Origin of the sequence: Brevundimonas sp. SH203 (assembly GCF_002157625.1) — a bacterium.
Lineage (GTDB): Bacteria > Pseudomonadota > Alphaproteobacteria > Caulobacterales > Caulobacteraceae > Brevundimonas.
Map to the genome: position 1 here is coordinate 236,605 of NZ_BDMM01000004.1, position 22,424 is coordinate 259,028.

Genomic DNA, 22,424 nt, shown 5'->3' on the forward strand with positions numbered 1-22,424 from the left:
ATCCGCAACCGTGCGCCTGTCATAAATTGCTGCAATGCAGCGAAATCGAGATTGACCGGCCGGCGCCTCGCCAAAGCCAAGAAGCTTCGCTAGAGGAAGTCATGACAGAACAGATGACAGCACAGGCGGCGCTGGACCGCCTCGAAACCCTCTACACCCAATCCGTGACCAACCTGCGCGACGCCGTGCGGGATTTCGTCGAGACCGGCGCGCGGCCCGATCCGCTGAAACGCGCCGAAGGGGTGTTCGCCTATCCCGAACTTCGCATCCGCTGGGACGGGGATCGCCCCCAGGACCTGGAGCCGCGCGCCTACGCCCGGCTGTCGAAACAGGGCAGCTACGCCACCACCGTCACGCGGCCGGACCTGTTCCGCCCCTATCTGACCGAACAGCTGGGCCTGTTGGAACAGGAATACAATGCGACCTTCGAGGTCGGAGTGTCGCGTCAGGAAATCCCCTTCCCCTATGTGACCGACGGGCTGGAGGTCGCGCTGGACCGGTCGATGACGGCCGCCTTGGCGCGCTGGTTCCCGACCCCGGACCTGGCCCATATCGGCGATGAGATCGCCGACGGCCTGTTCGAGATGGGGGGCGACTTCCCCCTGTCGCACTTCGACGGCCTTCGCACCGACTTCTCGCTGGCGCGGCTGAAACACTATACCGGCGCGCCGGTGGACGACGTTCAGTCCTATGTCCTGTTCACCAACTACAATCGCTATGTCGACGAGTTCGTGCGCTGGGCCATCGAACAGCTCCAGACGCCGGGCACGCCCTATGAGACGCTGTCGTGCGCCGGCGGGGTCGTCATCACGCGCGACACGCCCAACCCCGAGGCGGCGATCAGCGACACGGCCTGGAAGAAGCACCAGATGCCGGCCTATCACCTGACCGCGCCGGGTCATAAGGGCGTGACCCTGGTCAACATCGGCGTCGGCCCGTCCAACGCCAAGACGATCACGGATCACCTGGCCGTCACCCGCCCGCACGTCTGGCTGATGATCGGTCACTGCGGCGGCCTGCGCGCCAGCCAGACCATCGGCGACTATGTGCTGGCCCACGCCTATCTGCGCGACGACCATGTGCTGGACGCGGTCCTGCCGCCCGACATCCCGATCCCGTCGATCGCCGAGGTCCAGCGCGCCCTGTACGACGCCACCAAGTCGGTCAGCGGCATGCCGGGCGACGAGGTCAAGCTGAGGCTGCGCACCGGCACCGTCGTCACCACCGACGACCGGAACTGGGAGCTGCGCTATTCCAAGTCGGCCCTGCGCTTCAACCAGAGCCGGGCCGTCGCCATCGACATGGAAAGCGCCACCATCGCCGCCCAGGGCTATCGCTTCCGCGTGCCCTACGGGACGTTGCTGTGCGTGTCGGACAAGCCGCTGCACGGGGAGATCAAACTGCCGGGCCAGGCCAACCGCTTCTACGAAGGCTCGATCTCGGAACACCTGCAGATCGGCATCCAGGCGGTCGACCTGATGCGCAGCGAAGGCTCGCGCCTGCACTCGCGCAAACTCCGCGCCTTCGACGAGCCGCCGTTCCGCTAAGGCGAGAAAGTCTCCTCCCCACTCGTGGGGAGGGGGACCGCGGAGCGGTGGAGGGGTTGTTGAAATCCCACCGGCGCCTGCAGCCAGCAAAGAACCCCTCCGTCTCTCCGCTACGCTTCGAGCCACCTCCCCGCTTCGCAGGGAGGAGACGAACCTGAGGTCTTTAGACCGCCGCCTTTTCCAGTTCCCCCGGTTCGACCGGGCTGGGGGCGGTGGCGGCCTTGCGGGTGTCCTGGCGGCGCGGCAGTCGCCAGACCTGATGGGACCGATAGTTCGCGCCGTCCCAGGCCAGGGCCGTGACGGTGATGGTCCTGGCGTCCCAGTCGATCTGGTTGAAGCCGGGGGGTGCGCCGCGCTCGCGGTGCGACAGGGTTCCGCATCCCACCGCATAGGAGCAGTGGTCCGCCAGCGGGATCGGCATGGCGAAGGGCACGTGGACGTGGCCCGTCATGATCAGGTCGACGCCTGCCTCGGCGAAGATCAGGGCCGCCTCGTCGCCGCGCTTGACGTCGCCGGTCATCGGCGTGCCGACCATTTCGATCAGCGGATGGTGGCAGGCCAGAATCCGCAACGCCCCGATCGGCGCCTGACGCAGGGCCTCGGCCGCTCGGCGCGTCTGGTCCAGGTCGATGACGCCCTTGGACCAGTTGGGCCGGGCCTGCCAGCCGCGCGCGGTGACCACTCCGCGCACCATGACCGCATCGCTGCGGAACTGGCCGTCGTGGGCGGGAAAGCCCGTCTCCGTCTCGAAGGCCCGCCACGGATGAAACACCCGCGCCACCGCGTCCCAATAGGGCACGTCGTGATTGCCGACGATGACGAAGCGCGGTTCGGGCATGGCGCGCATCCAGGCGCCGGCGGCCTTGAACTCGTCGGGATAGCCCTTCTGGGTGATGTCGCCGGTGATCAGCACCAGATCGTTGGGCGTGGCGTGGGCGTAGTCCAGGGCGGCGGCGCAGGCCTTCTTGTGTTCGCAGCCGAAATGGACGTCGGAGAACTGAAGAACCCGCCCCATTACAGGCTGTCCTCGGCCGAGGGCGGCCGGGGCGCCAGGGCCTTGAAGGCCTTGGGCGCGAAACGGATCACGGCGTCGGGCTTGAGCAGAAGCGGCTCGCCGTCGATGACCGCCGGAATCCTGGAGCGCGCCCGAACCTCGATCCGTTTGGCCGGGCGGGTGGAAACGGCCGGGTCGTGGCGCCAGTCGCTGAACAGGGCGTTGGCGGCCAGGCGAAAGGCCTGGGTCGCGTCCGAGGGGTCCATGGCCGCCGCCTCCAGCCCCACGGGGTCCTCCATCGCCTTGGAGATCATCGGGCTGATCAGCACCAGCGCCTCGGTGCGCCGCTTCTCGCCCCCGTCCAGGGTGAACCGCAGCCGGCCGGAGAAGGCGCGTTTGAAGGCCCGGCGCGCATATTGCCAGGCCAGTTTGATCTTGCCCGTCCGCATCGCCTCGCGCGCCGGCGCCCACAGGGCGGGCGACCCCAGGATGGCCGCGCAGTAGAAATACTCCCCCTGCACCTCCCCGCCCGAGACGGGCTGGGCCTCGCCCTCCTCCAGGGCGCGCTTCAGGGCCAGCTTCCAGTCGGCCGTGCCGTAAAGCGCCTTGGGCAGCATGTTCATGGTGCCGCCCGGCAGCGGGGCGATCATCGGGCCGTCGGGCCGGGCCTTGGAGGCGACCGAGCGCGCCGTGCCGTCCCCGGCCAGGACGAAGATCACGTCCGGCCTGGCCGCGAAGGCGTCGGCGATGGCCTTGTCGAAGCCGCCGCCCTCAAGCGTCACGACCTCGGCCTTCAGATCATAGTCGGCCATGATCGCCTCGACCTCGGCGGCGGCGCGCGGCCCCACGCTGCCGGACAGGGGATTGACCAGCACCACGGCGTGGCTCAGCGGCGCGTGCGGCGTCAGCTTCGGCGCTTCGGCGGCCTCGGGCGGCGCGGGGGAAACGACTGTCGTATCAGGGGTCATGCCGCCCGAACGCTCGGCGGTCGCGCCCGTTCCGAACAAGCGTGGCCATATTTCGCGTCGACGACGGAACCTATGCCGTCACATCACGTTTCGACGCCTAGGGGCGATACCCAGGCACAGAGGATTTCACCATGAACAAGGCGATCATCGCGATTGCAGGCGCCGGTCTGCTGGCTTCGGCCTGCGCCAGCGACCCGTATGGCTACAACAGCGGCCCGAACCAGACCGTCCGTCAGGGCGCGGTGGGCGCGGGCCTCGGCGCCGTCGCCGGCGCCATCATCGGCAACAACGTCGGCGGCGGCAACGCGGCCACCGGCGCCCTGATCGGCGGCGCCCTGGGCGGCGCGGCGGGCGCGATCCGCGGCTCCAACCAGGATCGCAACAACCAGCAGCGTTATCGCGACAGCCAAGGTCGCTACTACTACTGCTACGACAACCGTCAGGACGAGTGCTACTGGGACAACGGTCAGCGTCGTTATTGATCGGTTCCAACAACTTGCCGGTCGCGCAAGGCGCGGACCGGCGTTAGGTTGAAGAGGCGGCTTGTCCACGGACGGGCCGCCTCTTTTGCGATACTGGGGCCGGTTCGCCGGCGGGAGGGCTGAGATGACGCGATCTATCGGATTGGCAAAAGGACTGGCGGCGGCGGCCATCCTGACGACGGGCCTCGTCGCGGCCTGCGCGCCGACGCCGAAACGCACCGCCCTGGTGGTGGGTGAATCGCTGTGCGCGCCGGGCCGGTTCGACATCTATTTCGTCGAGAACCAGGCGCGCCTGACCGAGCCGGCGGCGATGGTCCTCAAGGCGGCGGCGGAGAAGGCCAAGGGCTGCGACGTGCGCCGCGTGCGGGTGATGGGCCTGGCCGACGCCACGGGCGCGCCGGAAGCCAATCTGACCCTGTCGCAGAGACGGGCGCGCGCGGTGGTGACGGCCCTGACCGAGGCGGGGATGCCGGCGCCGCTGTTCGAGCTGAACGCGGCGGGCGACGCGGGCGCTGTGACCGCCTCGGGCAAGGACGAGCCGCTGCGCCGTCGCGCCGAGGTCATCTACGAGGCCTATCCGCGCTGATCGACGCGGGGGGCGGGCCGGGCATGGCCGAGCGGCGCGCAAGACGTTAGGTTGCGCGCCTTCTTCCCTGTCGGAAACCGCGCGTGCGCCCCTTCGCCCTTCTCCTCGGCCTTCTGCTGCTTCTGACGGCGTGTGCGGTCCAGGCCCAGCCGGTCGCGGGACCGCCCTCGGGCCAGATCGCCTTCGGGCCGCAACGGACCGAGCGGATCGAGGCCGAACTGGTCCCGATGTCGCAATGGGTGGCGCCGGGATCGACCACGGTGGTCGCCGTGCGCCAGACGATCGCGCCCGGCTGGCACACCTATTGGCGCAATCCGGGCGACAGCGGTGGGGCGACCAGCCTGACCTGGACCCTGCCCCAGGGCGTGACCGCCGATCCCATCCTGTGGCCCCTGCCCGGCCGGCAACGGCTGATGAGCCTGATGAACTACGGCTATTCGGGCGAGGTGCTGCTGCCGGTGGCGATCCATGCACCCGCCTCGGCCCGGCCCGGCGAGATCCTGACCCTGACGACGGATGCGCTGTTTCTGGTGTGCAGCGACCAGATGTGCGTGCCCCAGCCGATGACCCTGTCGCTGGCCCTGCCGGTGCGCGATGGGGCCGCGCCCCTGGCCAGGCCGTGGGGCGCAAAAATCGAACGGCTGGTCGAGACCGCCCCACGCCCGGCGGGGATCGAGGCCCGGCTGACGGCCGAGGGCGGGCGGCTGACCCTGACCGCGACCGGCGGGCCGCTGGCGGGCGGCGATGTGGGTCAGGCCTATTTCTTCCCCTATGACGGCGACCGCATCGACCATGCGGCGGCCCAGACCGGACAGGTCGGCCCCGACGGGCTGAGCCTGATCCTGACGCCTGGAAAGCGCGGCGTGGACGGGCCGCTGGCGGGCGTTCTGGCCACCGACAGGGGCGCCTGGGAGATCGAGGCGACGCCCGGCCCGGTCCTGCCCGGCGCCAAGGGGCGCGGCGACCTGTCCCCGCTGGCGGAGACGGGCGATAAACCGGCGGGAGGCGGCGTCTGGACCTTCGTTCAGGCCCTGGGACTGGCCCTGCTGGGCGGGCTGGTGCTGAACCTGATGCCCTGCGTCTTCCCGGTGCTGGCGATGAAGGCGGCCTCGCTGTCGGCGGCGGCGCACGATCCGCGACGGGCGCGGCAGGACGGTCTGGCCTTCACCGTCGGGGTGCTGGTCAGCTTCCTGGTTCTGGCCGGCGGGCTTCTGGCGCTGCGGGCGGCGGGTCAGGCCGTCGGTTGGGGCTTCCAGCTTCAGTCGCCGGGCGTGGTCGCGGCCCTGGCCCTGATCATGCTTCTGGTCGGGCTGAACCTGTCCGGGGTCTTCCATGTCGGGGCGGGGCTTCAGAATGCGGGGGCAGGGCCGCTGTCCCGCCTGCCCGGCGCGGCCGGCGCCTTCTTCACCGGGGTTCTGGCGGTCGTCGTGGCGGCGCCCTGCACCGCCCCCTTCATGGCGGCGGCCCTGGGCGCGGCCCTGGTGCTGGCCTGGCCGATGGCGCTGGCGGTGTTCCTGATGCTGGGGCTGGGGCTGGCCCTGCCCTATCTGGCGATCAGCCTGTCGCCCGGCCTGCTGTCGCGCCTGCCCCGCCCCGGCGTCTGGATGGCGCAGCTGAAGGGCGTGCTGGCCTTTCCGATGTACGGGGCGGCCCTGTGGCTGGTCTGGGTGTTCACCAAACAGGGCGGCGCGGACGCCCTGAGCCTGTTGCTGACGGCGGCGCTGTCGCTGGCCTTCGCCGCCTGGCTGGCGGGGCTGGCCCAGACGGCGCGTCAGCAGGGGCGGCGGCCGGTGCTGGCGGGCCTCTGCGCCATCGTCGCCGGGGTCGCAGCCGTAGGACTGGCCGGGGTCGCAGCCGGCGCGGCGCGAACGGCGGATGCGGCGCCCCGCAGCGAGAGCGGCGCTCTGGACGCCCGGCCGTGGTCGGCGGCGGCGGTGGCCCAGGCGACGGCGGCCGGACGGCCGGTGCTGGTCAATCTGACCGCCGACTGGTGCGTGACCTGCAAGATCAACGAACGCGCCGCCCTGTCCTCGCCGCGCGTCGCCCAGGCATTGAAAAAGGCCGACGCCGTCTATCTGGTCGGGGACTGGACGCGCCGCGACGACGCCATCACCCGCGAGCTTCAGGCCCACGGCCGGTCAGGCGTACCACTGTATCTGGTCTATCGGCCGGGACGGAGCGCGCCGGACGTCCTGCCGCAGCTGCTGACCGAGGGGGTGGTGATCGACGCTCTCAAGCCCTGAGGATCAAGACAGGAAGCGTCGCACCGCCGACAGGAACGGCCCCGGCTGTTCGATCATGACCTGATGGCCCGCGCCCTCGATCCGCTCGAACCGGGGCGGGCGACGAAGCCCCTGGAAGCCGTAGCGATACAGGCCCTCCAGCCGGTTGCGGGGGTTCTCAGGGTCGCGGGTCCAGCCATAGACCACCGTCACCGGGGCCGTGATCTCGGGCAGGCGGGGACGCAGATCGACGGTCAGGGCCTCGTATAGCCCCTGGGCCAGGACGCGGCGATCCCCGCCCTGAAGCCCCAGCCCCTGAAACACCATGTCGCCCGCCAGCCCCATGTCCACGCCGAGGTTCGCGGCCTGGCTCTTCAGGGCCTGATCGCCGAACAGCAGCAGGGCCTGATAACCCAGTCGGGCCAGCGGCTCGACCTGGGCCGCGGTGGCGCGCGAATCGACCAGCGACGGGAAGAAGGGCGAGGAATCGACCACCATCACCCGCCCCACGGCGTCGCCCATGCCGGCGGCGACGCGCAGGGCGATCTGGCCGCCCAGCGAATGGCCGATCAGGGCCGGACGCACCAGACCCTGCTGACGGATATAGCGTTCGATCTCGGCCGCCGCCGGGCCGGCCAGACCGCCGTTGGCGTTGCCCTCGATCGCCGTGCCGCCGAAGCCGCGCAGCGTGACCAGATGCACGCGGTAGCGGTCCTGAAGCCGATCCGCCGTCGAGCGCCAGGCCGCGCCGGTCGACCCCAGCCCCGGAATGAAGACCACGTCCGGCCCCGAACCGCGCGTCTCCACGATGATCCGGTCGGAGACGAAGACGGGCGGCGACGCGGGCGCAGGCGTTTGCGGACGCGCCTGAACGCCGGCGGGGACGAGCAGAAACAGACAGGCGGCGAAGGCGGCGAACAGACGGATCATGGTTCTCGCCTAACGCCCGATCACGGCGATCGGTTGACGCGCCTATCGCCCCTTGAAGTCGGGTTTGCGCTTTTCGACGAAGGCGGACATCCCCTCCTTCTGGTCCTCGAAGGCGAACAGGGAGTGGAACAGGCGGCGTTCGAACTGGACCCCCTGCGTCAGGGTCGTCTCCAGCGCGGCGTTGACCATCTCCTTGTTGGCCATGATGGCCAGCGGGCTTTGCGCGGCGATGCGGGCGGCGATCTTGCGCGTCTCGTCCAGCAGGGTGTCGTGGGGGAAGACGCGCGAGGCCAGACCGGCGCGTTCAGCCTCCGTCGCGTCCATCATCCGGGCGGTCAGGACCATATCCATGGCCTTGGACTTGCCCACCAGACGGGTCAGCCGTTGCGACCCGCCGATGCCGGGCGCGACGCCGAGATTGATCTCGGGCTGGCCGAACTTGGCCTTCTCCGACGCCACGATGAAGTCGCACAGCATGGCCAGCTCGCAACCGCCGCCCAAAGCGAAGCCGTTGACGGCGGCGATGATCGGCTTCCTGAAGCGCGTGATGCGGTCGTGGCCGAGGGCGAAATAGTTGCCCGTGTACATCTGGGCATAGGTCTGGTCCGCCATCTCCTTGATGTCAGCGCCGGCGGCGAAAGCCTTTTCGCCCGCGCCGATCAGGATCAGGCAGCGCACGCCGTCATCCTGTTCGACGCTGTCGAGGAAGTCCGCCAAATCCTTGAACAGGGCCGCGTTCAGGGCGTTCAGCGCCTCGGGCCGGTTCAGGGTGACGACGGCGTAACCGTCGGCGTGGCGTTCGATCAGCAGGTTGGCGTAGGCGTCGGCCATGGTCGGTCTCCTTTGACGACGGTCATACAGGGGCGCGGTCGGCCGATCCAGCGCGCGGGCCTAACGCCGGGGCATCAGGGCCAGGGTCAAGGCGGCGCGGGCCAGTTCGACGGTTACGACCATGGCCAGCAGCAGATTGGCGGCGATCACCTGACCCCGCGCGCCCGACAGGTCCAGCGTCCAGCCGAAGACCGAGGACAGGGCCAGAACCAGGGCCGAGGTCAGGACCAGACCGACCAGAAGCATCAGGGCGACGTGCCCCGCCTTCAGCGCCGCCTGCAGCGTCGGCCCGTCGTCCAGCGCCCGCGCCCGGCGTCGGAACAGACGCGCGATCAGGCCGGTGGCGGCGGCCTCGGCCACGGCCGCGACGACCAGGGCCGCCACGAACCACCAGACCAGACCGCTCAGGTCGCCGTCGCGCAGGCCCTGGACGAAGTGGACGAAATAGGCCCCCCAGACCAGGACGCCGACCACCAGACTGATCCAGAGATGAATCTTGCGCATCGCGGTTACGCCTTCTGGCAGGAGGGGCAGTAGAAGGTGGAGCGGCCGCCCTGGACGATGCGGGCGACGACGCCGGCGCATTTCTCGCCGCGACACGGCTCGCCCTCGCGGCCATAGACGTCGAAGCGGTGCTGGAAATAACCCTGTCCACCCTCGGCGTTGGCGAAGTCGCGCAAGGTGGAGCCGCCCGCCGCGATGGCGTCGTTCAGGACGTTGCGGACCTCGCCCGCCAGCCGTTCCAGCCGCGCCTTCGACACCGATCCGGCCGCGACGAGGGGCGAGATGCGGGCGCGATACAGCGCCTCGCACACATAGATGTTGCCCAGTCCGGCGACGATCCGCTGATCCAGCAGACTGACCTTGATGTTCTGCTTCTTGCCCGCGAACGCCTCGACCAGATGGGCGCCGGAAAAGCCGTTGCCCAGGGGTTCCGGCCCCAGGCCCGCGAACCAGGGATGAGCCTCGACCTGATCGGTCGCGATCAGCCCCATGAAGCCGAACCGGCGGGCGTCGGCGTAGCCGATGCGGGTGGCGGAACCGTCGCGGATGGCGCAACCGCTGAAATGTTCGTGCTTGCCGGCGATGGGCGCCGCCTCCTCGAACTCGCCCAGCAGCGCGCCGTCCAGGGTGAAACGGCCCGTCATGCCCAGATGGGTGATCCAGGTCTCGCCGGTGGACAGGGGCATCAGCAGATATTTGGCCCGCCGGTCGATGCGCAGCACGGTCGCGCCGTCCAGCCGTTCGACGAATCGCTCGGGAAAGGGAAAACGCAGGTCCGGCCGGTTGATCCGCACGCGCGACAGACGCGCGCCCTCCAGCACCGGCGTCAGGCCGCGTCGGACGGTTTCGACCTCGGGAAGTTCGGGCATGGCCTGTGGTCCTAGTCGCTCTGTCGGCCGGGGCCAAGCGGCGCTGTCATCGCTGTCAAGAAAGCTTCACCATACCGCCGTTTCCTCGCCATCGTTTCCACATCGCGCCGACACGTCCCGGGCGCAAGCGGCGGACATTGCGTTCGGGGGAACGATGTCCGAAATCGCCTTTGCTCGTCCCGTCTTCGCGCCGCCGCGCGCCCGTGCGCCACTGGTGCGAAGGGGCGCGCGCCGCTGGCGTTTCGGTCCCGACGAGGGCGCCATTCTGGCCGCGACGGCGGTGCTGGCGCTGACCGTCGGCTTCCTGCTGTTTCCCGGCGTCGACGTCGCGATCAGCCATCTGTTCTATCGGCCCCACGTCGGCTTCTTCATGAGCGGCGATCCGGTGCTGAAGGCGCTGCGGAAAAGTTCGACCCTGGTGATCGGCCTGATGCTGCTGGGCGCCGTGGGGCGGATGCTGTGGACCTGGGGCCGGGGGCGGCCGTGGGGCGATGCGGGGCGGCGCGCGCTGTTCGTCGTCTCGGCCCTGGCGCTGGGGCCGGGCCTGACGATCAATCTGGTGTTCAAGGATTTGTGGGGTCGCGCCCGGCCCATCCAGATCGAGGCCTTCGGCGGCCATGCCGTCTTCACCCCCGTCTGGGCGTTCAGCGACGCCTGCCGCACCAACTGCTCCTTCGTCTCGGGCGAGGGCGCCGGCGCGGCCTGGATGGTCGGGGCGGCGCTGATCCTGACGCCCGCGCGCTGGCGACCCGTCGCCGTGCCCGTCATGATCGCCTACGCCGTCGCCTTGTCGATGAACCGTCTGGTCTTCGGCGGCCATTTCCTGTCCGACATCCTTCTGTCCTGGGGGCTGACGGCCATGGTGATGCTGGCGCTCTACCGCATCACCTTCGCCGCGCGACGTCTGGATCGCAGACGGATCTGGAGCGCCCAGGCCCTGCCGGCCTGACGGCGGGTTTCGCAGACCCGGCGTCGCGCGCCCTGTTGCCGCCTGCGACATAATGCGCTTACGGTCCCGCCAAACGTGGGAACCCTTCGATGACAGACGCCGCCGCCGCTCCGAAAGGTCGGCTTGAACTGACGCTCCGCGCCCTGGTGCTGGGCTGCCTGCTGGCGGTGATCTTCACCGCCGCCAACACCTATCTGGGCCTTCTGGTCGGCCTGACCTTCGCCTCGGCCATTCCGGCGGCGGTGATCTCCATGGCCGTGCTGCGGGCCTTCCGCACCTCGACCATCTGGGAGAATATGACCGTCCAGACCGTGGCCTCGGTCGGCGGCGCCATGAGTTCGATCATCTTCGTCCTGCCGGGCCTGGTGATGATCGGCTGGTGGCTGGAGTTTCCGTTCTGGCAGTCGGTGGCCATCTGCATCCTGGGCGGCGTGCTGGGCGTCACCTTCTCCATTCCGCTGCGCCGGGCGCTGGTCGTCAACGGCGGCCTGCCCTACCCCGAAGGCGTCGCCGCCGCCGAGGTGCTGAAGGTCGGCTCGCGCGGGGCCGAACAGACCGAGAGCGCAGTGCGCGAGAACAAGTCCGGCCTGTGGGTCGTGGTCGCGGGCGCCGTGGTTTCGGCCGGTTACGCCCTCCTGGTGGCGGGCCGGGTGTTCGCGGGCGAAGCCGCCAAATTCTTCAAACTGCCCGCCGCCCTGGGCGGCGGCGCGACCGGCATGGGCTTCGGCATGCAGTTCGCCCTTCTGGGCGCCGGCCATCTGATCGGCCTGACCGTGGGCCTGGCGCAGCTGTTCGGCCTGCTGCTGGCCTGGTTCATCGCCGTGCCGATCCTGACCAGCCCGGACACCGTCGCCTGGCTGACGACGCACGGCATCCCCTCCATCGCCTCCACCCTGCCCGTCGGCGCCCCGGCCGAGGAACTGGCCTCGACCGTCTGGGCGCGCGAGGTGCGGTTCATGGGCGCGGGCGTCATCGGCGTGGCGGCGATCTGGACCCTGATCAAACTGGCCGGGCCGCTGATCGGCGGCCTGACCTCGGCGCTGGCCGCCAACGCCCGCCGTTCGCACGGCGAGGTGCTGGAGCGGACCGAGCAGGACCTGCCGATCAAGCTGGTCGGCGCCGTCTCGGTCGCCTGTCTGGTCGGCATCGCCGGTCTGCTGGCCTGGTTCGCACAGAGCGCCCCGGCGCTGGCGTCCTCGACCCCGCTGCTGGTGATCGGCGGCCTCGTCTATGTGGTGCTGATCGGCTTCGCGGTCGCGGCCATCTGCGGCTATATGGCCGGCCTGATCGGCTCGTCCAACAGCCCGGTGTCGGGCGTCGGCATCCTGGCGGTCGTGATCGCCTCGCTCTTGATGCTGGGCGTCATGGCCGTCGCGGGCGTGCCGGCCGATCCGTCGATCATCGCCTTCGCCCTGATCGTGACGGCGGTGGTGTTCGCCGTCGCCGTCATCGCCAACGACAACCTTCAGGACTTGAAGACCGGCCAGTTGGTCGAGGCCACGCCGTGGCGCCAGCAGGTGGCCCTGATCGTCGGCGTCGGCGCCGGCGCCCTGGTGATCCCCTTCATCCTGAACCTGCTGAACCAGGCCTTCGGCTTCGAAGGCGGGCCGCCCGCCATCGTCCAGGGCGCCCACACCCTGGCGGCGCCCCAGGCGACCCTGATCTCGGCCCTGGCGCGCGGCGTCATCGGCGGCGACCTGCGCTGGGACCTGATCGGCCTGGGCGCGGTGATCGGCGCGATCATCATCGTGCTGGACGCCGTGGTGTCCAAGGCCACCAAGGGCAAGGTCAAGCTGCCGCCGCTGGCCGTCGGCATCGGCTTCTATCTGCCGGCCGCCGTCACCACCATGCTGGTGATCGGCGCGGTCTGCGGCTGGATCTACGACAAGGCGGTGTCCAGCACCCGCTACGCCGACGTGGCGCGGCGCATGGGGGTGCTGCTGGCGTCCGGCCTGATCGTGGGCGAGAGCCTGTTCGGCGTCTTCACCGCCGGCGTCATCGTGGCCACCAAGGACGACGCGCCCTTCGCCATGCTGCCCGCAGATTCAACCTGGCCGGCCATGCTGGCGGGGATCTTCGGCTTCGCCATCGCGGTGTTCGGACTGTACGCCTGGACCCGGAGCCGGGCGCAGAAGGTCTAGGTCAGACCTGGACCAAGCCGATCCAGAACGAAGGCGACCCGCTCGACGATGGTCGCCTTCGGCAATTCCACCAGCTCGTATCCGTAGTCTGGATAGACGGCGGCCATGGCGTCGAAGGTCCGTTCGGCCTCGTCGAAGTCCTGCCGGCGTTCCGCATCCTGACCGAAGATTTCGGCCCAGGGCGGCGCGATGAAGACCCTGCGATGATAGCGCAGGGTGCGCGCGGCCCGATCCATCTCCCTCGGAATCGGCAGGTCGCAAAGGGTCAGATAGCCGATCACGTCGGGCACGCCCCGATCATGAAAGGTCAGCCGCCCGCTGTCCTGACTGCGACCATGGGCGGCGATGTCGTGGTCCAGCATCCTCTGCGCGAACAGGGCGCGATCGCGCCAGGGCAGGGCCTCGCCGCCCGACCTCTGTTCCTCGCGGATGACGGCCCGTCCAGCCTCGGGTTCGACCGCATACCCCGCCTGCGCCAGGGCTTCGAGCAAGGTGGTCTTGCCCGACCCCGGCCCGCCCGTCAGCACCACGCCGGTCATGCGTCTCGCGTCGCGACCATCATATAGTTGATCCCCGCGTCGTCCGACTGGCTCCAGCGGTCGTTCAGCGGGTCGTAGTTCAGACCGTAGGGCCCCTCGACCGTCACAGGCTCGGCCGACAGCATGGCGCGGATCTCCTCGGGCTTCAGGAACTGGCGCCAGTCGTGGGTGCCGGCCGGAACCCAGCGCAGGACGTATTCCGCCGCCACCTTGCCCAGGACCAGGGACTTCAGCGTGCGGTTCAATGTGGCGACCATCATGACGCCGCCGGGCCGGACCAGGCGCGAACAGGCGCGTACGAAGCCTTCCGGGTCGGCGACGTGTTCGATCACCTCCATCGTCAGGACCACGTCGAAGGAGCCGGCGCCCTCGGCCTCGATCTGTTCGACGGTGGCGGCGCGATAGGCGATGTCCAGCCCGACCATGTCCGCGTGGGCGCGGGCGGTGCCGATGTTCTCGCTGGAGGCGTCGATGGCCGAAACCTGACACCCCATCCGCCGCATCGGCTCGGCGATCAGCCCCCCGCCGCAGCCCACGTCCAGCAGGGTCAGCCCCTCGAACGGACGGATCGTCTTGGGATCGCGGCCCAGACGGGCGCACAGCTGTTCGCGGATCAGTTTCAGCCGCGCCGGATTGAACCGATGCAGCGGCGCGAACGGCCCTTTCGCATCCCACCATTCCGCCGCCTGGGCCGAGAAACGGGCGACGTCGGCGGGGTCGATCGATGCGCCGAACGCGCCTTCGGACGAATTTTGCGAAAAACCTTTCCCCGAACGGGGTAGGCGAGGCGAGGCGGCGCCGTTAGAAGCGGTCATGACGCGAGGGATGAACCTTTGCGGCCTTTCACGCAAGCAGGGGGCGAAACGCCACGATGACGCGGCCCGATACGACACGACTGGTGATGAAGTTCGGCGGCACCTCCATGGGCGACCTCGAACGCATTCGTCGTGCGGCGCGCATCGTCGCCGCAGAGGCCGCGACCGGCAAGAAGGTCGCCGTCGTCGTCTCGGCCATGGCGGGCAAGACCAACGAACTGGTCGCCTGGACCGACGGGGCCGGCCCGGCCGGCGCGGGCCTGCCGCTGTCGGACGACGAATATGACGTCGTGGTCGCCTCGGGCGAGCAGGTGACGTCGGGCCTCTTGGCCATGACCCTGAGGAACATGGGGCTGAACGCCCGGTCCTGGATGGGGTGGCAGGTGCCGATCGTCACCGACGACGCCCACGCCCGCGCCCGCATCATCGACATCCCCGGCGACAAGCTGGGCCTCGCCCTCGACGCGGGCGAGATCGCCGTCATTCCCGGTTTCCAGGGCGTGACCCCGGACGGCAAGATCACCACCCTGGGCCGCGGCGGCTCCGACACCTCGGCGGTGGCGGTGGCGGCGGCGCTGGACTGTCCGTGCGACATCTATACCGACGTGGACGGCGTCTATACGACCGACCCCCGCATCGAGAGCCGCGCACGCCGGCTGAACCGCGTCTCCTTCGAGGAGATGCTGGAGATGGCTTCCCTGGGGGCCAAGGTGCTTCAAACCCGCTCGGTCGAGCTCGCCATGGCCAAACAGGTGCCGGTGCGCGTGCTGTCCAGCTTTATCGAACCTGACGAAAACGGCGCCCTGCCCCACGAGGCCGGCACCCTGATCTGCGACGAGGAGGAGATCGTGGAAAAACGCATCGTGTCCGGCGTGACCATGAGCCGCGACGAGGCCCGCATCACCCTGTTGGGCCTGTCGGACCGGGTCGACGCCCCCGCCGACGTCTTCACCCGCCTCGCCGAGGCCAATGTAAACGTGGACATGATCGTCCAGAGCCAGGCCCGCACCGCCGGCACGGTCAACCTGACCTTCACCACCGGCCGCCGCGACGCCGTGCGCGCCGCCGAATTGATGAAGGCCGCCCAGGATCAGCTGAGCTTCGAGGAAATCCGCGTCGACGAGGACGTGGCCAAGGTGTCGGTCGTCGGCGTGGGCATGCGAAGCCATGCGGGCGTGGCCCAGACCATGTTCAAGGCCCTGGCCGACAAGGGGGTCAAGTTCCAGGCCATCTCGACCTCGGAGATCAAGATCAGCGTTCTGATCGACGCCGCCTACGCCGAACTGGCCGTTCGCGCCCTGCATTCGGCCTACGGCCTGGACGCGCTATAGGTGATCTGAAGAAAGCGCCTACATCAGACGAAAGGGCGCGGGAGACATGATGCCGGCAGGCGGCGCGATGACCAGGGGACCTCGAATCCTCCTGCGCCAGATCCGCGAGGCTCTGGGCGGGGCGGGTGCGGGAGCGACGCCGGCGCAGGACCGGCTGAACATGGTCGTCCGCATCATCGCCCGTTCGATGGTCGCCGAGGTCTGCTCCATCTATCTGCGCCGCGCCTCGGGCGAGCTGGAGCTGTTCGCCACCGAGGGTCTGAACCCCGACGCCGTCCACAACACCCGGCTACGCCCCGGCGAAGGTCTGGTGGGCGAGGTGGCGCGCATGGCCCAGCCGATCAGCCTGTCGGACGCGCCGTCGCACCCGGCCTTCTCCTATCGCCCGGAGACGGGCGAAGACCCCTATCACGCCTTCCTGGGCGCCCCCTTGCTGCGCGGCGGGCGGGCTATCGGCGTTCTGGTCGTCCAGAACCGCACAGAGCGGCGCTATGACGAGGAAGAGGTCGAGGACATCCAGACCATCGCCATGGTCCTGTCCGAAACCGTGTCGTCCGGCGAACTGCTGGATCAGGACGAACTGCGCGACGTCGAACTGGCGCCACACCGGCCCGAGCGGCTGAAGGGCCAGAAGTTCGCCGACGGTCTGGCCTTCGGTCATGTGGTGCTGCACGAGGCGCCGCTGGCCCCTGAACGTCTGCTGGCCGAAGACCCGGCGATGGAGGAGGCGCGGCTGAAGCTGGGTCTCGCCACGCTGAAGACCGGCCTGGACGTCATGCTGGACAAGGGCCAGGGTCTGGCCGGGCCGTCGTTCGAGGTCTTGGAAACCTATCGGATGTTCGCCGACGACCGGGGCTGGAACCGGTCGCTGGAGGAGGCGGTGCGGAACGGCCTGACGGCGGAAGCGGCCGTGGACCGGGTTCGCAACGAACACCGCGCCCGCTTCGCCCAGGCGCGCGACCCCTATATCCGCGAGCGGCTGCACGATTTCGAGGATCTGGCCAACCGGCTGCTGCGCGTTCTGGCGGGCGACAAGCCGGGCGAGCGCGAACTGCCCGACGACGCCATTCTGGTGGCCCGAAACCTCGGCCCCGCCGACCTGCTGGAATATCCGCGCGACAAGCTGAAGGGCCTGTTGCTGGAGGAAGGCTCGGCCGCCAGCCATGCCGCCATCGTGGCCCGGGCGCTGCAAATCCCCTGCGTCGGGCGCCTGATGGGCCTGCGCGACCGGCTGTCGGAAGGCGACATGGTCATCGCCGACGGCGAGACCGGCGAGGCCTATCTGCGGCCCCGCCCCGACATGCTGGAGGCCGTGCAGTCGCGCATGGCCGTGCGCGAGCAGCGCCAGGCCGAGTTCGCCCAGCTGCGCGACGTTCCGGCGGTGACGCTGGACGGACAGCGGATCACGGTCCTGACCAATGCGGGTCTGGCCGTCGATCTGGAGAATATGGTCGAGACGGGGGCCGAGGGGATCGGCCTGTTCCGCACCGAATTCCAGTTCATGGTGTCCGACGAACTGCCGCGTCTGGACGCCCAGACGGCGCTCTACAAACTGGTGCTGGACGCGGCGGGCGACAAGCCCGTCACCTTCCGCACCCTGGACATCGGCGGCGACAAGGTGCTGCCCTATCTGGAGGCCGAGCGCGAGGAGAACCCGGCCCTGGGCCGCCGCGCCATCCGCCTGGGCCTGGACCGGCCGTCGCTGTTGCGGATGCAGCTGCGCGCCCTGCTGACGGCGGGCGCCGGGCGCGAGCTGCGCGTCATGTTCCCGATGATCGCCACGGTGGACGAGTTCCGGGCCGCGCGCGAGCTGGTCGACATCGAATGCGCCTGGGCCAAGCGACGGGGCCGTCCCCTGCCCGCCTTGCTGCGCGTGGGGGCCATGATCGAATGCCCGTCGCTGCTGTGGCATCTGGACGCGCTGCTGCCGCTGACGGACTTCGTCTCCATCGGCACCAATGACCTGTTCCAGTATATGTACGCCGCCGACCGGACCAATCCGCTGGTGTCGGATCGTTACGACCCCCTGTCGCCGCCGACGCTGCGGGCGCTCCAGACTATCCAGAAGGCCTGCGCCGACACCGGCACGCCGGTCTCGATCTGCGGCGAGCTGGCGGGGCGGCCGCTGGAGGCCTTCGCCCTGATCACTCTGGGCTTCACCCGCCTGTCGGCGCCGGCGGGCGGGGTGGGGCCGGTCAAGCGCATGATCCTGTCGGCGGACCTGAGCGCGGCGCGGCGCGGCATGGCCAATCTGCTGAACCTGTCCACCGGCTCGGTCAGGAACGAGATCGAATCCCTGGCGCGCAAGCTGAACGTCGCGGTCTGAACGGATCGGCGGCGTTGCTGGCGATGCCGCAATCGTCTATCTCGGCGGCTGTTGCACGACCGTTCGAAGGCGGTCCTGCCCGGACAGGGATTCTGGCCTGATGGCGTCGAATGCGGGGATCGCCCCCGATGCGTTGAAGACCGTCGCGGACGGGGCGGACCCGACCGCCGCCTTCGCCGACGCCGCCGACTTCGGCGAGGGTCTGCGCCGGGTCCGCGAACGCTCGGGCAAGTCGATGGCCGAACTGGCCGCCGAGACCAAGGTGCATCGTCGTTTCCTGACCGCCCTGGAACAGGGGGACTGGTCGTCCCTGCCCTCGCGCGTCTTCGCCCTGGGCTATGTGCGGGCCTACGCCTCGGCCCTGGGGCTGGACGAGCAGCTGGCGGTCGAGCGGTTCAAGCGCGAAAGCCCCGACACCTCGGCCCCGCTGAAGGCGCCCATCGGCATCGCCTTCGAGGACGTGCGCCGCCAGTCGCCCCGCATCGTCGCCGGGATCGCCGTCGTGGCGCTGGCCGTGATCGGCTGGAACGTGTTCCAGCGCATCAGCCTGCGCCAGATCGCCCACCCGTCCGACATCGCCGTGGCGCCCCAGGGCTGGGCCGGCGGCGACAGGACCGATCCCCGGTTCGCCCTCAGCGCGCCCATGGCCGCCCCGCCCGACCAGACCACGCCCGCCCCCTACATCACCCGCGGGCTGGAGGCGGAACTGACCGGGGTCGACCCGGCCGACGCCGCCGCCCTGGCCGCCGCCGCGAACGCCGCGCCGGTGCAGAAGGCGTTCAATCCGCGCGGCGCCGTCTATGGCGCGCCGGCCAACGCCTCGATGGTGGTGATCCAGGCCCGCACCGCCGGCGCCCTGGTGGTGCGGCTGGGCGACGGACAGGCCCTGTTCGCGCGCCAGATGGCGCCGGGCGAGGCCTGGCGCGCGCCGACCGGCGTGGCCGCCACGGTGGACGTGTCCGACCCGGCGGCGTTCGACGTCTATCTGAACGGGGAATACGGCGGGCCGCTGGCCGGGGTGCTGACGCCCCTGGCCCAGCTGAACAGCCGCGCGGATCAGGCCGCCCGACAGCTGGCGGCGGTTCAAGCCCGCGCCCAGGCCCAGACGCAGGCCCAAGCTCAGGCGGCGCAGGCGCGGACCCAGGCCCCCGCGACGCCCGCCGTGACGGCGCCCGCCGCGCCTGTCCCCTCGCCCGCCCCGACGACGCCGAACTGATCGGTCCGCCGTGGTCTGGCCGTCATCATCGGCCTATATGAGCATACGATGAGCGACAGCACTTCCCATCTTGGCCACGTCCGCCCCTGGCGCCATATCGAGCGCCGCAAGAGCCGCCAGATCCGCGTCGGCTCCGTCCTGGTCGGCGGCGACGCCCCGATCAGCGTCCAGTCGATGACCAATACGCCGACGTCCGACGCGGCCGCGACCATCGACCAGATCCGCCAGCTGGAAGAGGCGGGCGCCGACATCGTGCGCGTCTCCTGCCCCGACGTGGAGTCGACCGAGGCCTTCAGGACCATCGCGCGCGAGGCCAGGGTTCCCCTGGTTGCCGACATCCACTTCCACTACAAGCGCGGCATCGAGGCGGCCGAGGCGGGCGCCGCCTGTCTGCGCATCAATCCCGGCAATATCGGCAGCCCCGACCGGGTGCGCGACGTCATCCAGGCCGCCCGCGACAACGGCTGCTCCATGCGGATTGGCGTCAACGCCGGCTCGCTGGAGAAGGAGCTGCTGGAGAAGTACGGCGAGCCCTGCCCCGACGCCATGGTCGAAAGCGCGCTGAACCACGCCCGCATCCTGCAGGACAACGATTTCCACGAATTCAAGATTTCGGTGAAGGCGTCCGACCCCTTCCTGACCGTCGCCGCCTATCAGCAGCTGGCCGAGGCCATCGACTGCCCCCTGCACCTTGGCGTGACCGAGGCGGGGCCCTTGCGCACCGGCACGATCAAGTCGGCCATCGGCATGGGGTCGATGCTATGGGCCGGGATCGGCGACACCATCCGCGTCTCTCTGGCCGCCGATCCGGTCGAGGAGATCAAGGTCGGCTTCGACATCCTGAAGTCGCTGGGCCTGCGCCACCGGGGCGTCAACATCATCGCCTGCCCGTCCTGCGCCCGTCAGGGATTCAACGTCATCGAGACGGTGGCGGTGCTGGAAGAGAAGCTGGCCCACATCTCGACGCCGATGAGCCTGTCGGTGATCGGCTGCGTCGTGAACGGCCCGGGCGAGGCCCTCTATACCGACGTCGGCTTCACCGGCGGCGGCAAGGGGGCGGGCATGATCTATCTGAACGGCAAGATCGCCCACAAACAGGCCAACGACGGCATGATCGACCACATCGTCGCCTTGGTCGAGGAGAAGGCGGCCGAGCTGAACGCCGCCCGCGCCGCCGACCTTCAGGCGGCGGAATAGGGTGCGGCGTCCTGCCGCAGGCTGAGCGTTAAACGTCACCGTTCGGTGATTGACGCTCAACAGTGAAGGTGCAACCTAGGCTATAGGTCCGCCGGGGGAGGCCGGACCCTGTATCACCAAGGGGCTTCAATGATTTCCAAGACTTTCGCGCGCTTCGGCGTGCGCGCGTTCACGCTGGCCGGCGTGGCGCTTTCCCTGCCTGCGTGCGCCACCATGACGCGCGGCACGACCCAGGAGTTCACCGTCGAAAGCACGCCGCCCGGCGCGCAGGCGACCACCTCCAACGGCTTCGAATGCGTCGCGACGCCCTGCACCTTCCGCATGTCGCGCAAGGACGCCTTCAACATCACCGTATCCAAGGAAGGCTATGTCTCCCAGACCCACGAGATCACCAGCAGCATGTCCGGCGCCGGCGGCGCGGCCCTGGCCGGCAACGTCCTGGTCGGCGGTCTGATCGGCGGCGCGGTCGATGCGACCTCGGGCGCCTTGAACGACCTGAAGCCCAATCCGCTGGTGGTGGTCCTGCGCACCCCGGCCGAAGAGGCGGCGGCCCAGGCGGCGGCTCCGGCCGCTCCGGCTGCGTCCGCGGGACGCAATCCATGATGCGCCGTCTCGCGGCGGCCGCGCTTACGGCGGCCCTGATGGGCGTGGCGGCGTGCGCCACCCCGTCCAACCCCGCCAACATGACCCTGCCGACCACGGCCGGACTGACGGCGGCGCGCGGCGATCCGGGCTATCGCTCCGTGACCAGCGTGGCGGTCTCGGGCGGCCAGGGCACCAATCCGCTGTGGACCTCGCAGGTGTCGAACGCCGACTTCAAGACCGCGCTCGAAGCCTCGCTGACGGCGGCCGGCTATATGGGGACCGAGGGTCGGCCGATGCGGGTTTCGGCCTCGCTGATCGACCTGAAGCAGCCGCTGGCCGGGTTCGACCTGACGGTGACGAGCCGCGTCCGCTACACGGTCACGCGCGAGGGCCAGACGGTCTTCGACGACACCGTGGCGGCGACGGGCACGGCCGGCATGGGGCAATCGCTGATGGCCAACGAGCGGCTGCGGATGGCGAACGAGGCCTCCATCCGCGAGAACATCAAGGCGTTCCTGACGCGGTTCCGCGCACGCGCCCACTGAAACGAGCGTCCACCAGAAAACGACGGCGCCGGGTTTCGACCCGGCGCCGTTCTGCGTTTCAGATCAGCTTGAACAGCCGCAGGGCCTGATAGCCCGCCGACAGCAGCACCACCGCGCCGACGCCGTAGGTCAGGACGCGACGTGGCGCGATGCGGGCGATGACGCCGGCGAGCGGCGCCGCGATCAGGCCGCCGACGACCAGACCCAGGACGGCCATGGCGTGGCTGGAGATGGCCTCGGCCTCCTGCCAGTGGCCGGTCAGCAGGGCGGCCAGGAAGGTGGCGGAAATGGCCGAGGTGACGAAGAACTCGGCCGTATTGGTCGTGCCGATCGAGACGCGGGGGTCCTGGCCCGAGCCGACCAGGGTGGTTGTGACCGTGGGGCCCCAACCGCCGCCGCCGACCGCGTCGAAGAAGCCGCCGACCAGGCCCAGCGGCCCGGCGAACTTGCGCGGAAACAGCCGCTCGCGCGTCTGGCGGGTGGCCCGCCAGATGATGACCAGGCCCATGACGGCCAGATAGGCGGTGATCCACGGACGGATGGCGTCGCCGTCGATGCTGGTCAGCAAAAAGGCCCCGGCGCCGCCGCCGACGACCCCGCCCAGGGCCAGAGGGGCGAACAGCTTCCAGTTCACGTTCTTGTTGACCGTATGCGACCCGGCCGAGGCGGCGGTGGTGAAGACCTCGGCCGCGTGAACGCTGGCCGAGGCGGTCGCGGGCGGCACGCCGAACGACAGCAGCACGGTCGAGGAGATCACCCCATAGGCCATGCCCAGGGCGCCATCGACGATCTGGGCCAGGAATCCGACGGCGAGGAAGAGGATGAAATCGTGCATGAAGGCCCCAAA

The 22,424-nt window shown here is 69.7% G+C and carries 21 protein-coding genes; 12 read left to right on the plus strand and 9 right to left on the minus strand.

Features of this window, described 5'->3' with window-relative positions; genetic code table 11:
- Positions 1–101 precede the first annotated feature (101 nt).
- Positions 102–1,547: an AMP nucleosidase gene (locus tag SH203_RS10605; RefSeq protein WP_087120900.1), complete on the plus strand. Its 1,446-nt coding sequence runs from the start codon at positions 102–104 to the stop codon at positions 1,545–1,547.
- A 163-nt stretch (positions 1,548–1,710) separates the two neighbouring features.
- Here the strand turns inward: SH203_RS10605 and SH203_RS10610 are convergent, their stop codons facing one another.
- Positions 1,711–2,562, minus strand: a complete 852-nt coding sequence (locus SH203_RS10610; protein WP_087120901.1) for a metallophosphoesterase — start codon at positions 2,560–2,562, stop codon at positions 1,711–1,713.
- Positions 2,562–3,509: a diacylglycerol kinase family protein gene (locus tag SH203_RS10615; protein WP_087121012.1), complete on the minus strand. Its 948-nt coding sequence runs from the start codon at positions 3,507–3,509 to the stop codon at positions 2,562–2,564. The genes SH203_RS10610 and SH203_RS10615 overlap by 1 nt, the downstream gene beginning before the upstream one ends.
- Positions 3,510–3,640: 131 nt before the next feature.
- Between SH203_RS10615 and SH203_RS10620 the strand changes: the two genes are divergently transcribed.
- The 3 genes from SH203_RS10620 (at position 3,641) to SH203_RS10630 (ending at position 6,820) form a co-directional block, all read left to right on the plus strand.
- Entirely contained in the window at positions 3,641–3,991 is a 351-nt protein-coding gene (locus SH203_RS10620) for a YMGG-like glycine zipper-containing protein (RefSeq protein WP_087120902.1), read from the plus strand.
- Between the two features lie 124 nt (positions 3,992–4,115).
- Positions 4,116–4,577 (plus strand): OmpA family protein, encoded by a 462-nt coding sequence (locus SH203_RS10625; RefSeq protein WP_087120903.1) that lies wholly within the window; start codon positions 4,116–4,118, stop codon positions 4,575–4,577.
- An 83-nt stretch (positions 4,578–4,660) separates the two neighbouring features.
- Positions 4,661–6,820, plus strand: a complete 2,160-nt coding sequence (locus SH203_RS10630; protein WP_234989467.1) for a protein-disulfide reductase DsbD — start codon at positions 4,661–4,663, stop codon at positions 6,818–6,820.
- 3 nt (positions 6,821–6,823) lie between these two features.
- Here the strand turns inward: SH203_RS10630 and SH203_RS10635 are convergent, their stop codons facing one another.
- Genes SH203_RS10635 through mutM form a run of 4 tightly spaced genes read right to left on the minus strand, consistent with a single transcriptional unit; the run spans position 6,824 to position 9,933 of the window.
- Positions 6,824–7,729 (minus strand): alpha/beta fold hydrolase, encoded by a 906-nt coding sequence (locus tag SH203_RS10635; protein WP_087120904.1) that lies wholly within the window; start codon positions 7,727–7,729, stop codon positions 6,824–6,826.
- A 42-nt stretch (positions 7,730–7,771) separates the two neighbouring features.
- Positions 7,772–8,560: an enoyl-CoA hydratase-related protein gene (locus SH203_RS10640; protein WP_087120905.1), complete on the minus strand. Its 789-nt coding sequence runs from the start codon at positions 8,558–8,560 to the stop codon at positions 7,772–7,774.
- Positions 8,561–8,620: 60 nt separating this feature from the next.
- Positions 8,621–9,064, minus strand: coding sequence for a hypothetical protein (locus tag SH203_RS10645; RefSeq protein ID WP_087120906.1), 444 nt, complete (start codon positions 9,062–9,064; stop codon positions 8,621–8,623).
- A gap of 5 nt (positions 9,065–9,069) precedes the next feature.
- Positions 9,070–9,933, minus strand: coding sequence for a bifunctional DNA-formamidopyrimidine glycosylase/DNA-(apurinic or apyrimidinic site) lyase (gene mutM, locus SH203_RS10650; protein ID WP_087120907.1), 864 nt, complete (start codon positions 9,931–9,933; stop codon positions 9,070–9,072).
- 154 nt (positions 9,934–10,087) lie between these two features.
- On the opposite strand from mutM, the gene SH203_RS10655 reads away from it, so the two are divergent.
- Positions 10,088–10,882 carry a phosphatase PAP2 family protein gene (locus SH203_RS10655; protein ID WP_087120908.1) on the plus strand — a complete coding sequence of 265 codons (795 nt, stop codon included), beginning with the start codon at positions 10,088–10,090 and terminating at the stop codon, positions 10,880–10,882.
- A gap of 89 nt (positions 10,883–10,971) precedes the next feature.
- Positions 10,972–13,023 (plus strand): OPT family oligopeptide transporter, encoded by a 2,052-nt coding sequence (locus SH203_RS10660; protein WP_087120909.1) that lies wholly within the window; start codon positions 10,972–10,974, stop codon positions 13,021–13,023.
- On the opposite strand, the gene SH203_RS10665 is transcribed toward SH203_RS10660, so the two are convergent.
- A complete protein-coding gene (locus tag SH203_RS10665; RefSeq protein WP_087120910.1) occupies positions 13,020–13,562 on the minus strand; it encodes an AAA family ATPase in 543 nt (180 codons plus the stop codon). The genes SH203_RS10660 and SH203_RS10665 overlap by 4 nt on opposite strands.
- Positions 13,559–14,377: a bifunctional 2-polyprenyl-6-hydroxyphenol methylase/3-demethylubiquinol 3-O-methyltransferase UbiG gene (gene ubiG / locus SH203_RS10670; RefSeq protein WP_087120911.1), complete on the minus strand. Its 819-nt coding sequence runs from the start codon at positions 14,375–14,377 to the stop codon at positions 13,559–13,561. Before ubiG ends, SH203_RS10665 begins: the two co-directional genes overlap by 4 nt.
- Before the next feature lie 56 nt (positions 14,378–14,433).
- On the opposite strand from ubiG, the gene SH203_RS10675 reads away from it, so the two are divergent.
- From SH203_RS10675 to SH203_RS10700, 6 genes are all read left to right on the plus strand, one after another.
- Positions 14,434–15,708 carry an aspartate kinase gene (locus tag SH203_RS10675; protein WP_087120912.1) on the plus strand — a complete coding sequence of 425 codons (1,275 nt, stop codon included), beginning with the start codon at positions 14,434–14,436 and terminating at the stop codon, positions 15,706–15,708.
- Positions 15,709–15,775: 67 nt separating this feature from the next.
- Entirely contained in the window at positions 15,776–18,034 is a 2,259-nt protein-coding gene (gene ptsP / locus SH203_RS10680; protein ID WP_375600725.1) for a phosphoenolpyruvate--protein phosphotransferase, read from the plus strand.
- 100 nt (positions 18,035–18,134) lie between these two features.
- Positions 18,135–19,250, plus strand: a complete 1,116-nt coding sequence (locus SH203_RS10685; RefSeq protein ID WP_087120914.1) for a RodZ family helix-turn-helix domain-containing protein — start codon at positions 18,135–18,137, stop codon at positions 19,248–19,250.
- 48 nt (positions 19,251–19,298) lie between these two features.
- Complete coding sequence (gene ispG / locus SH203_RS10690) at positions 19,299–20,447, plus strand: flavodoxin-dependent (E)-4-hydroxy-3-methylbut-2-enyl-diphosphate synthase (RefSeq protein ID WP_087120915.1); 1,149 nt, start codon at positions 19,299–19,301, stop codon at positions 20,445–20,447.
- Between the two features lie 129 nt (positions 20,448–20,576).
- Positions 20,577–21,050 (plus strand): PEGA domain-containing protein, encoded by a 474-nt coding sequence (locus SH203_RS10695; protein WP_087120916.1) that lies wholly within the window; start codon positions 20,577–20,579, stop codon positions 21,048–21,050.
- Positions 21,047–21,577, plus strand: a complete 531-nt coding sequence (locus tag SH203_RS10700; protein WP_143275719.1) for a hypothetical protein — start codon at positions 21,047–21,049, stop codon at positions 21,575–21,577. The genes SH203_RS10695 and SH203_RS10700 overlap by 4 nt, the downstream gene beginning before the upstream one ends.
- 58 nt (positions 21,578–21,635) lie before the next feature.
- Here SH203_RS10700 and SH203_RS10705 read toward each other — a convergent pair whose 3' ends face one another.
- Complete coding sequence (locus SH203_RS10705; protein WP_087120918.1) at positions 21,636–22,412, minus strand: sulfite exporter TauE/SafE family protein; 777 nt, start codon at positions 22,410–22,412, stop codon at positions 21,636–21,638.
- Between the last annotated feature and the right edge of the window lie 12 nt (positions 22,413–22,424).

Excerpts from the sequence above, each read along its gene's own strand:
- SH203_RS10605 (WP_087120900.1), top strand. The coding sequence starts at position 102 with ATGACAGAACAGATGACAGCACAGGCGGCGCTGGACCGCCTCGAAACC.
- SH203_RS10610 (WP_087120901.1), bottom strand. The coding sequence starts at position 2,562 with ATGGGGCGGGTTCTTCAGTTCTCCGACGTCCATTTCGGCTGCGAACAC.
- SH203_RS10615 (WP_087121012.1), bottom strand. The coding sequence starts at position 3,509 with ATGACCCCTGATACGACAGTCGTTTCCCCCGCGCCGCCCGAGGCCGCC.
- SH203_RS10620 (WP_087120902.1), top strand. The coding sequence starts at position 3,641 with ATGAACAAGGCGATCATCGCGATTGCAGGCGCCGGTCTGCTGGCTTCG.
- SH203_RS10625 (WP_087120903.1), top strand. The coding sequence starts at position 4,116 with ATGACGCGATCTATCGGATTGGCAAAAGGACTGGCGGCGGCGGCCATC.
- SH203_RS10635 (WP_087120904.1), bottom strand. The coding sequence starts at position 7,729 with ATGATCCGTCTGTTCGCCGCCTTCGCCGCCTGTCTGTTTCTGCTCGTC.
- SH203_RS10640 (WP_087120905.1), bottom strand. The coding sequence starts at position 8,560 with ATGGCCGACGCCTACGCCAACCTGCTGATCGAACGCCACGCCGACGGT.
- SH203_RS10645 (WP_087120906.1), bottom strand. The coding sequence starts at position 9,064 with ATGCGCAAGATTCATCTCTGGATCAGTCTGGTGGTCGGCGTCCTGGTC.
- mutM (WP_087120907.1), bottom strand. The coding sequence starts at position 9,933 with ATGCCCGAACTTCCCGAGGTCGAAACCGTCCGACGCGGCCTGACGCCG.
- SH203_RS10655 (WP_087120908.1), top strand. The coding sequence starts at position 10,088 with ATGTCCGAAATCGCCTTTGCTCGTCCCGTCTTCGCGCCGCCGCGCGCC.
- SH203_RS10660 (WP_087120909.1), top strand. The coding sequence starts at position 10,972 with ATGACAGACGCCGCCGCCGCTCCGAAAGGTCGGCTTGAACTGACGCTC.
- SH203_RS10665 (WP_087120910.1), bottom strand. The coding sequence starts at position 13,562 with ATGACCGGCGTGGTGCTGACGGGCGGGCCGGGGTCGGGCAAGACCACC.
- ubiG (WP_087120911.1), bottom strand. The coding sequence starts at position 14,377 with ATGACCGCTTCTAACGGCGCCGCCTCGCCTCGCCTACCCCGTTCGGGG.
- SH203_RS10675 (WP_087120912.1), top strand. The coding sequence starts at position 14,434 with ATGACGCGGCCCGATACGACACGACTGGTGATGAAGTTCGGCGGCACC.
- ptsP (WP_375600725.1), top strand. The coding sequence starts at position 15,776 with ATGACCAGGGGACCTCGAATCCTCCTGCGCCAGATCCGCGAGGCTCTG.
- SH203_RS10685 (WP_087120914.1), top strand. The coding sequence starts at position 18,135 with ATGGCGTCGAATGCGGGGATCGCCCCCGATGCGTTGAAGACCGTCGCG.
- ispG (WP_087120915.1), top strand. The coding sequence starts at position 19,299 with ATGAGCGACAGCACTTCCCATCTTGGCCACGTCCGCCCCTGGCGCCAT.
- SH203_RS10695 (WP_087120916.1), top strand. The coding sequence starts at position 20,577 with ATGATTTCCAAGACTTTCGCGCGCTTCGGCGTGCGCGCGTTCACGCTG.
- SH203_RS10700 (WP_143275719.1), top strand. The coding sequence starts at position 21,047 with ATGATGCGCCGTCTCGCGGCGGCCGCGCTTACGGCGGCCCTGATGGGC.
- SH203_RS10705 (WP_087120918.1), bottom strand. The coding sequence starts at position 22,412 with ATGCACGATTTCATCCTCTTCCTCGCCGTCGGATTCCTGGCCCAGATC.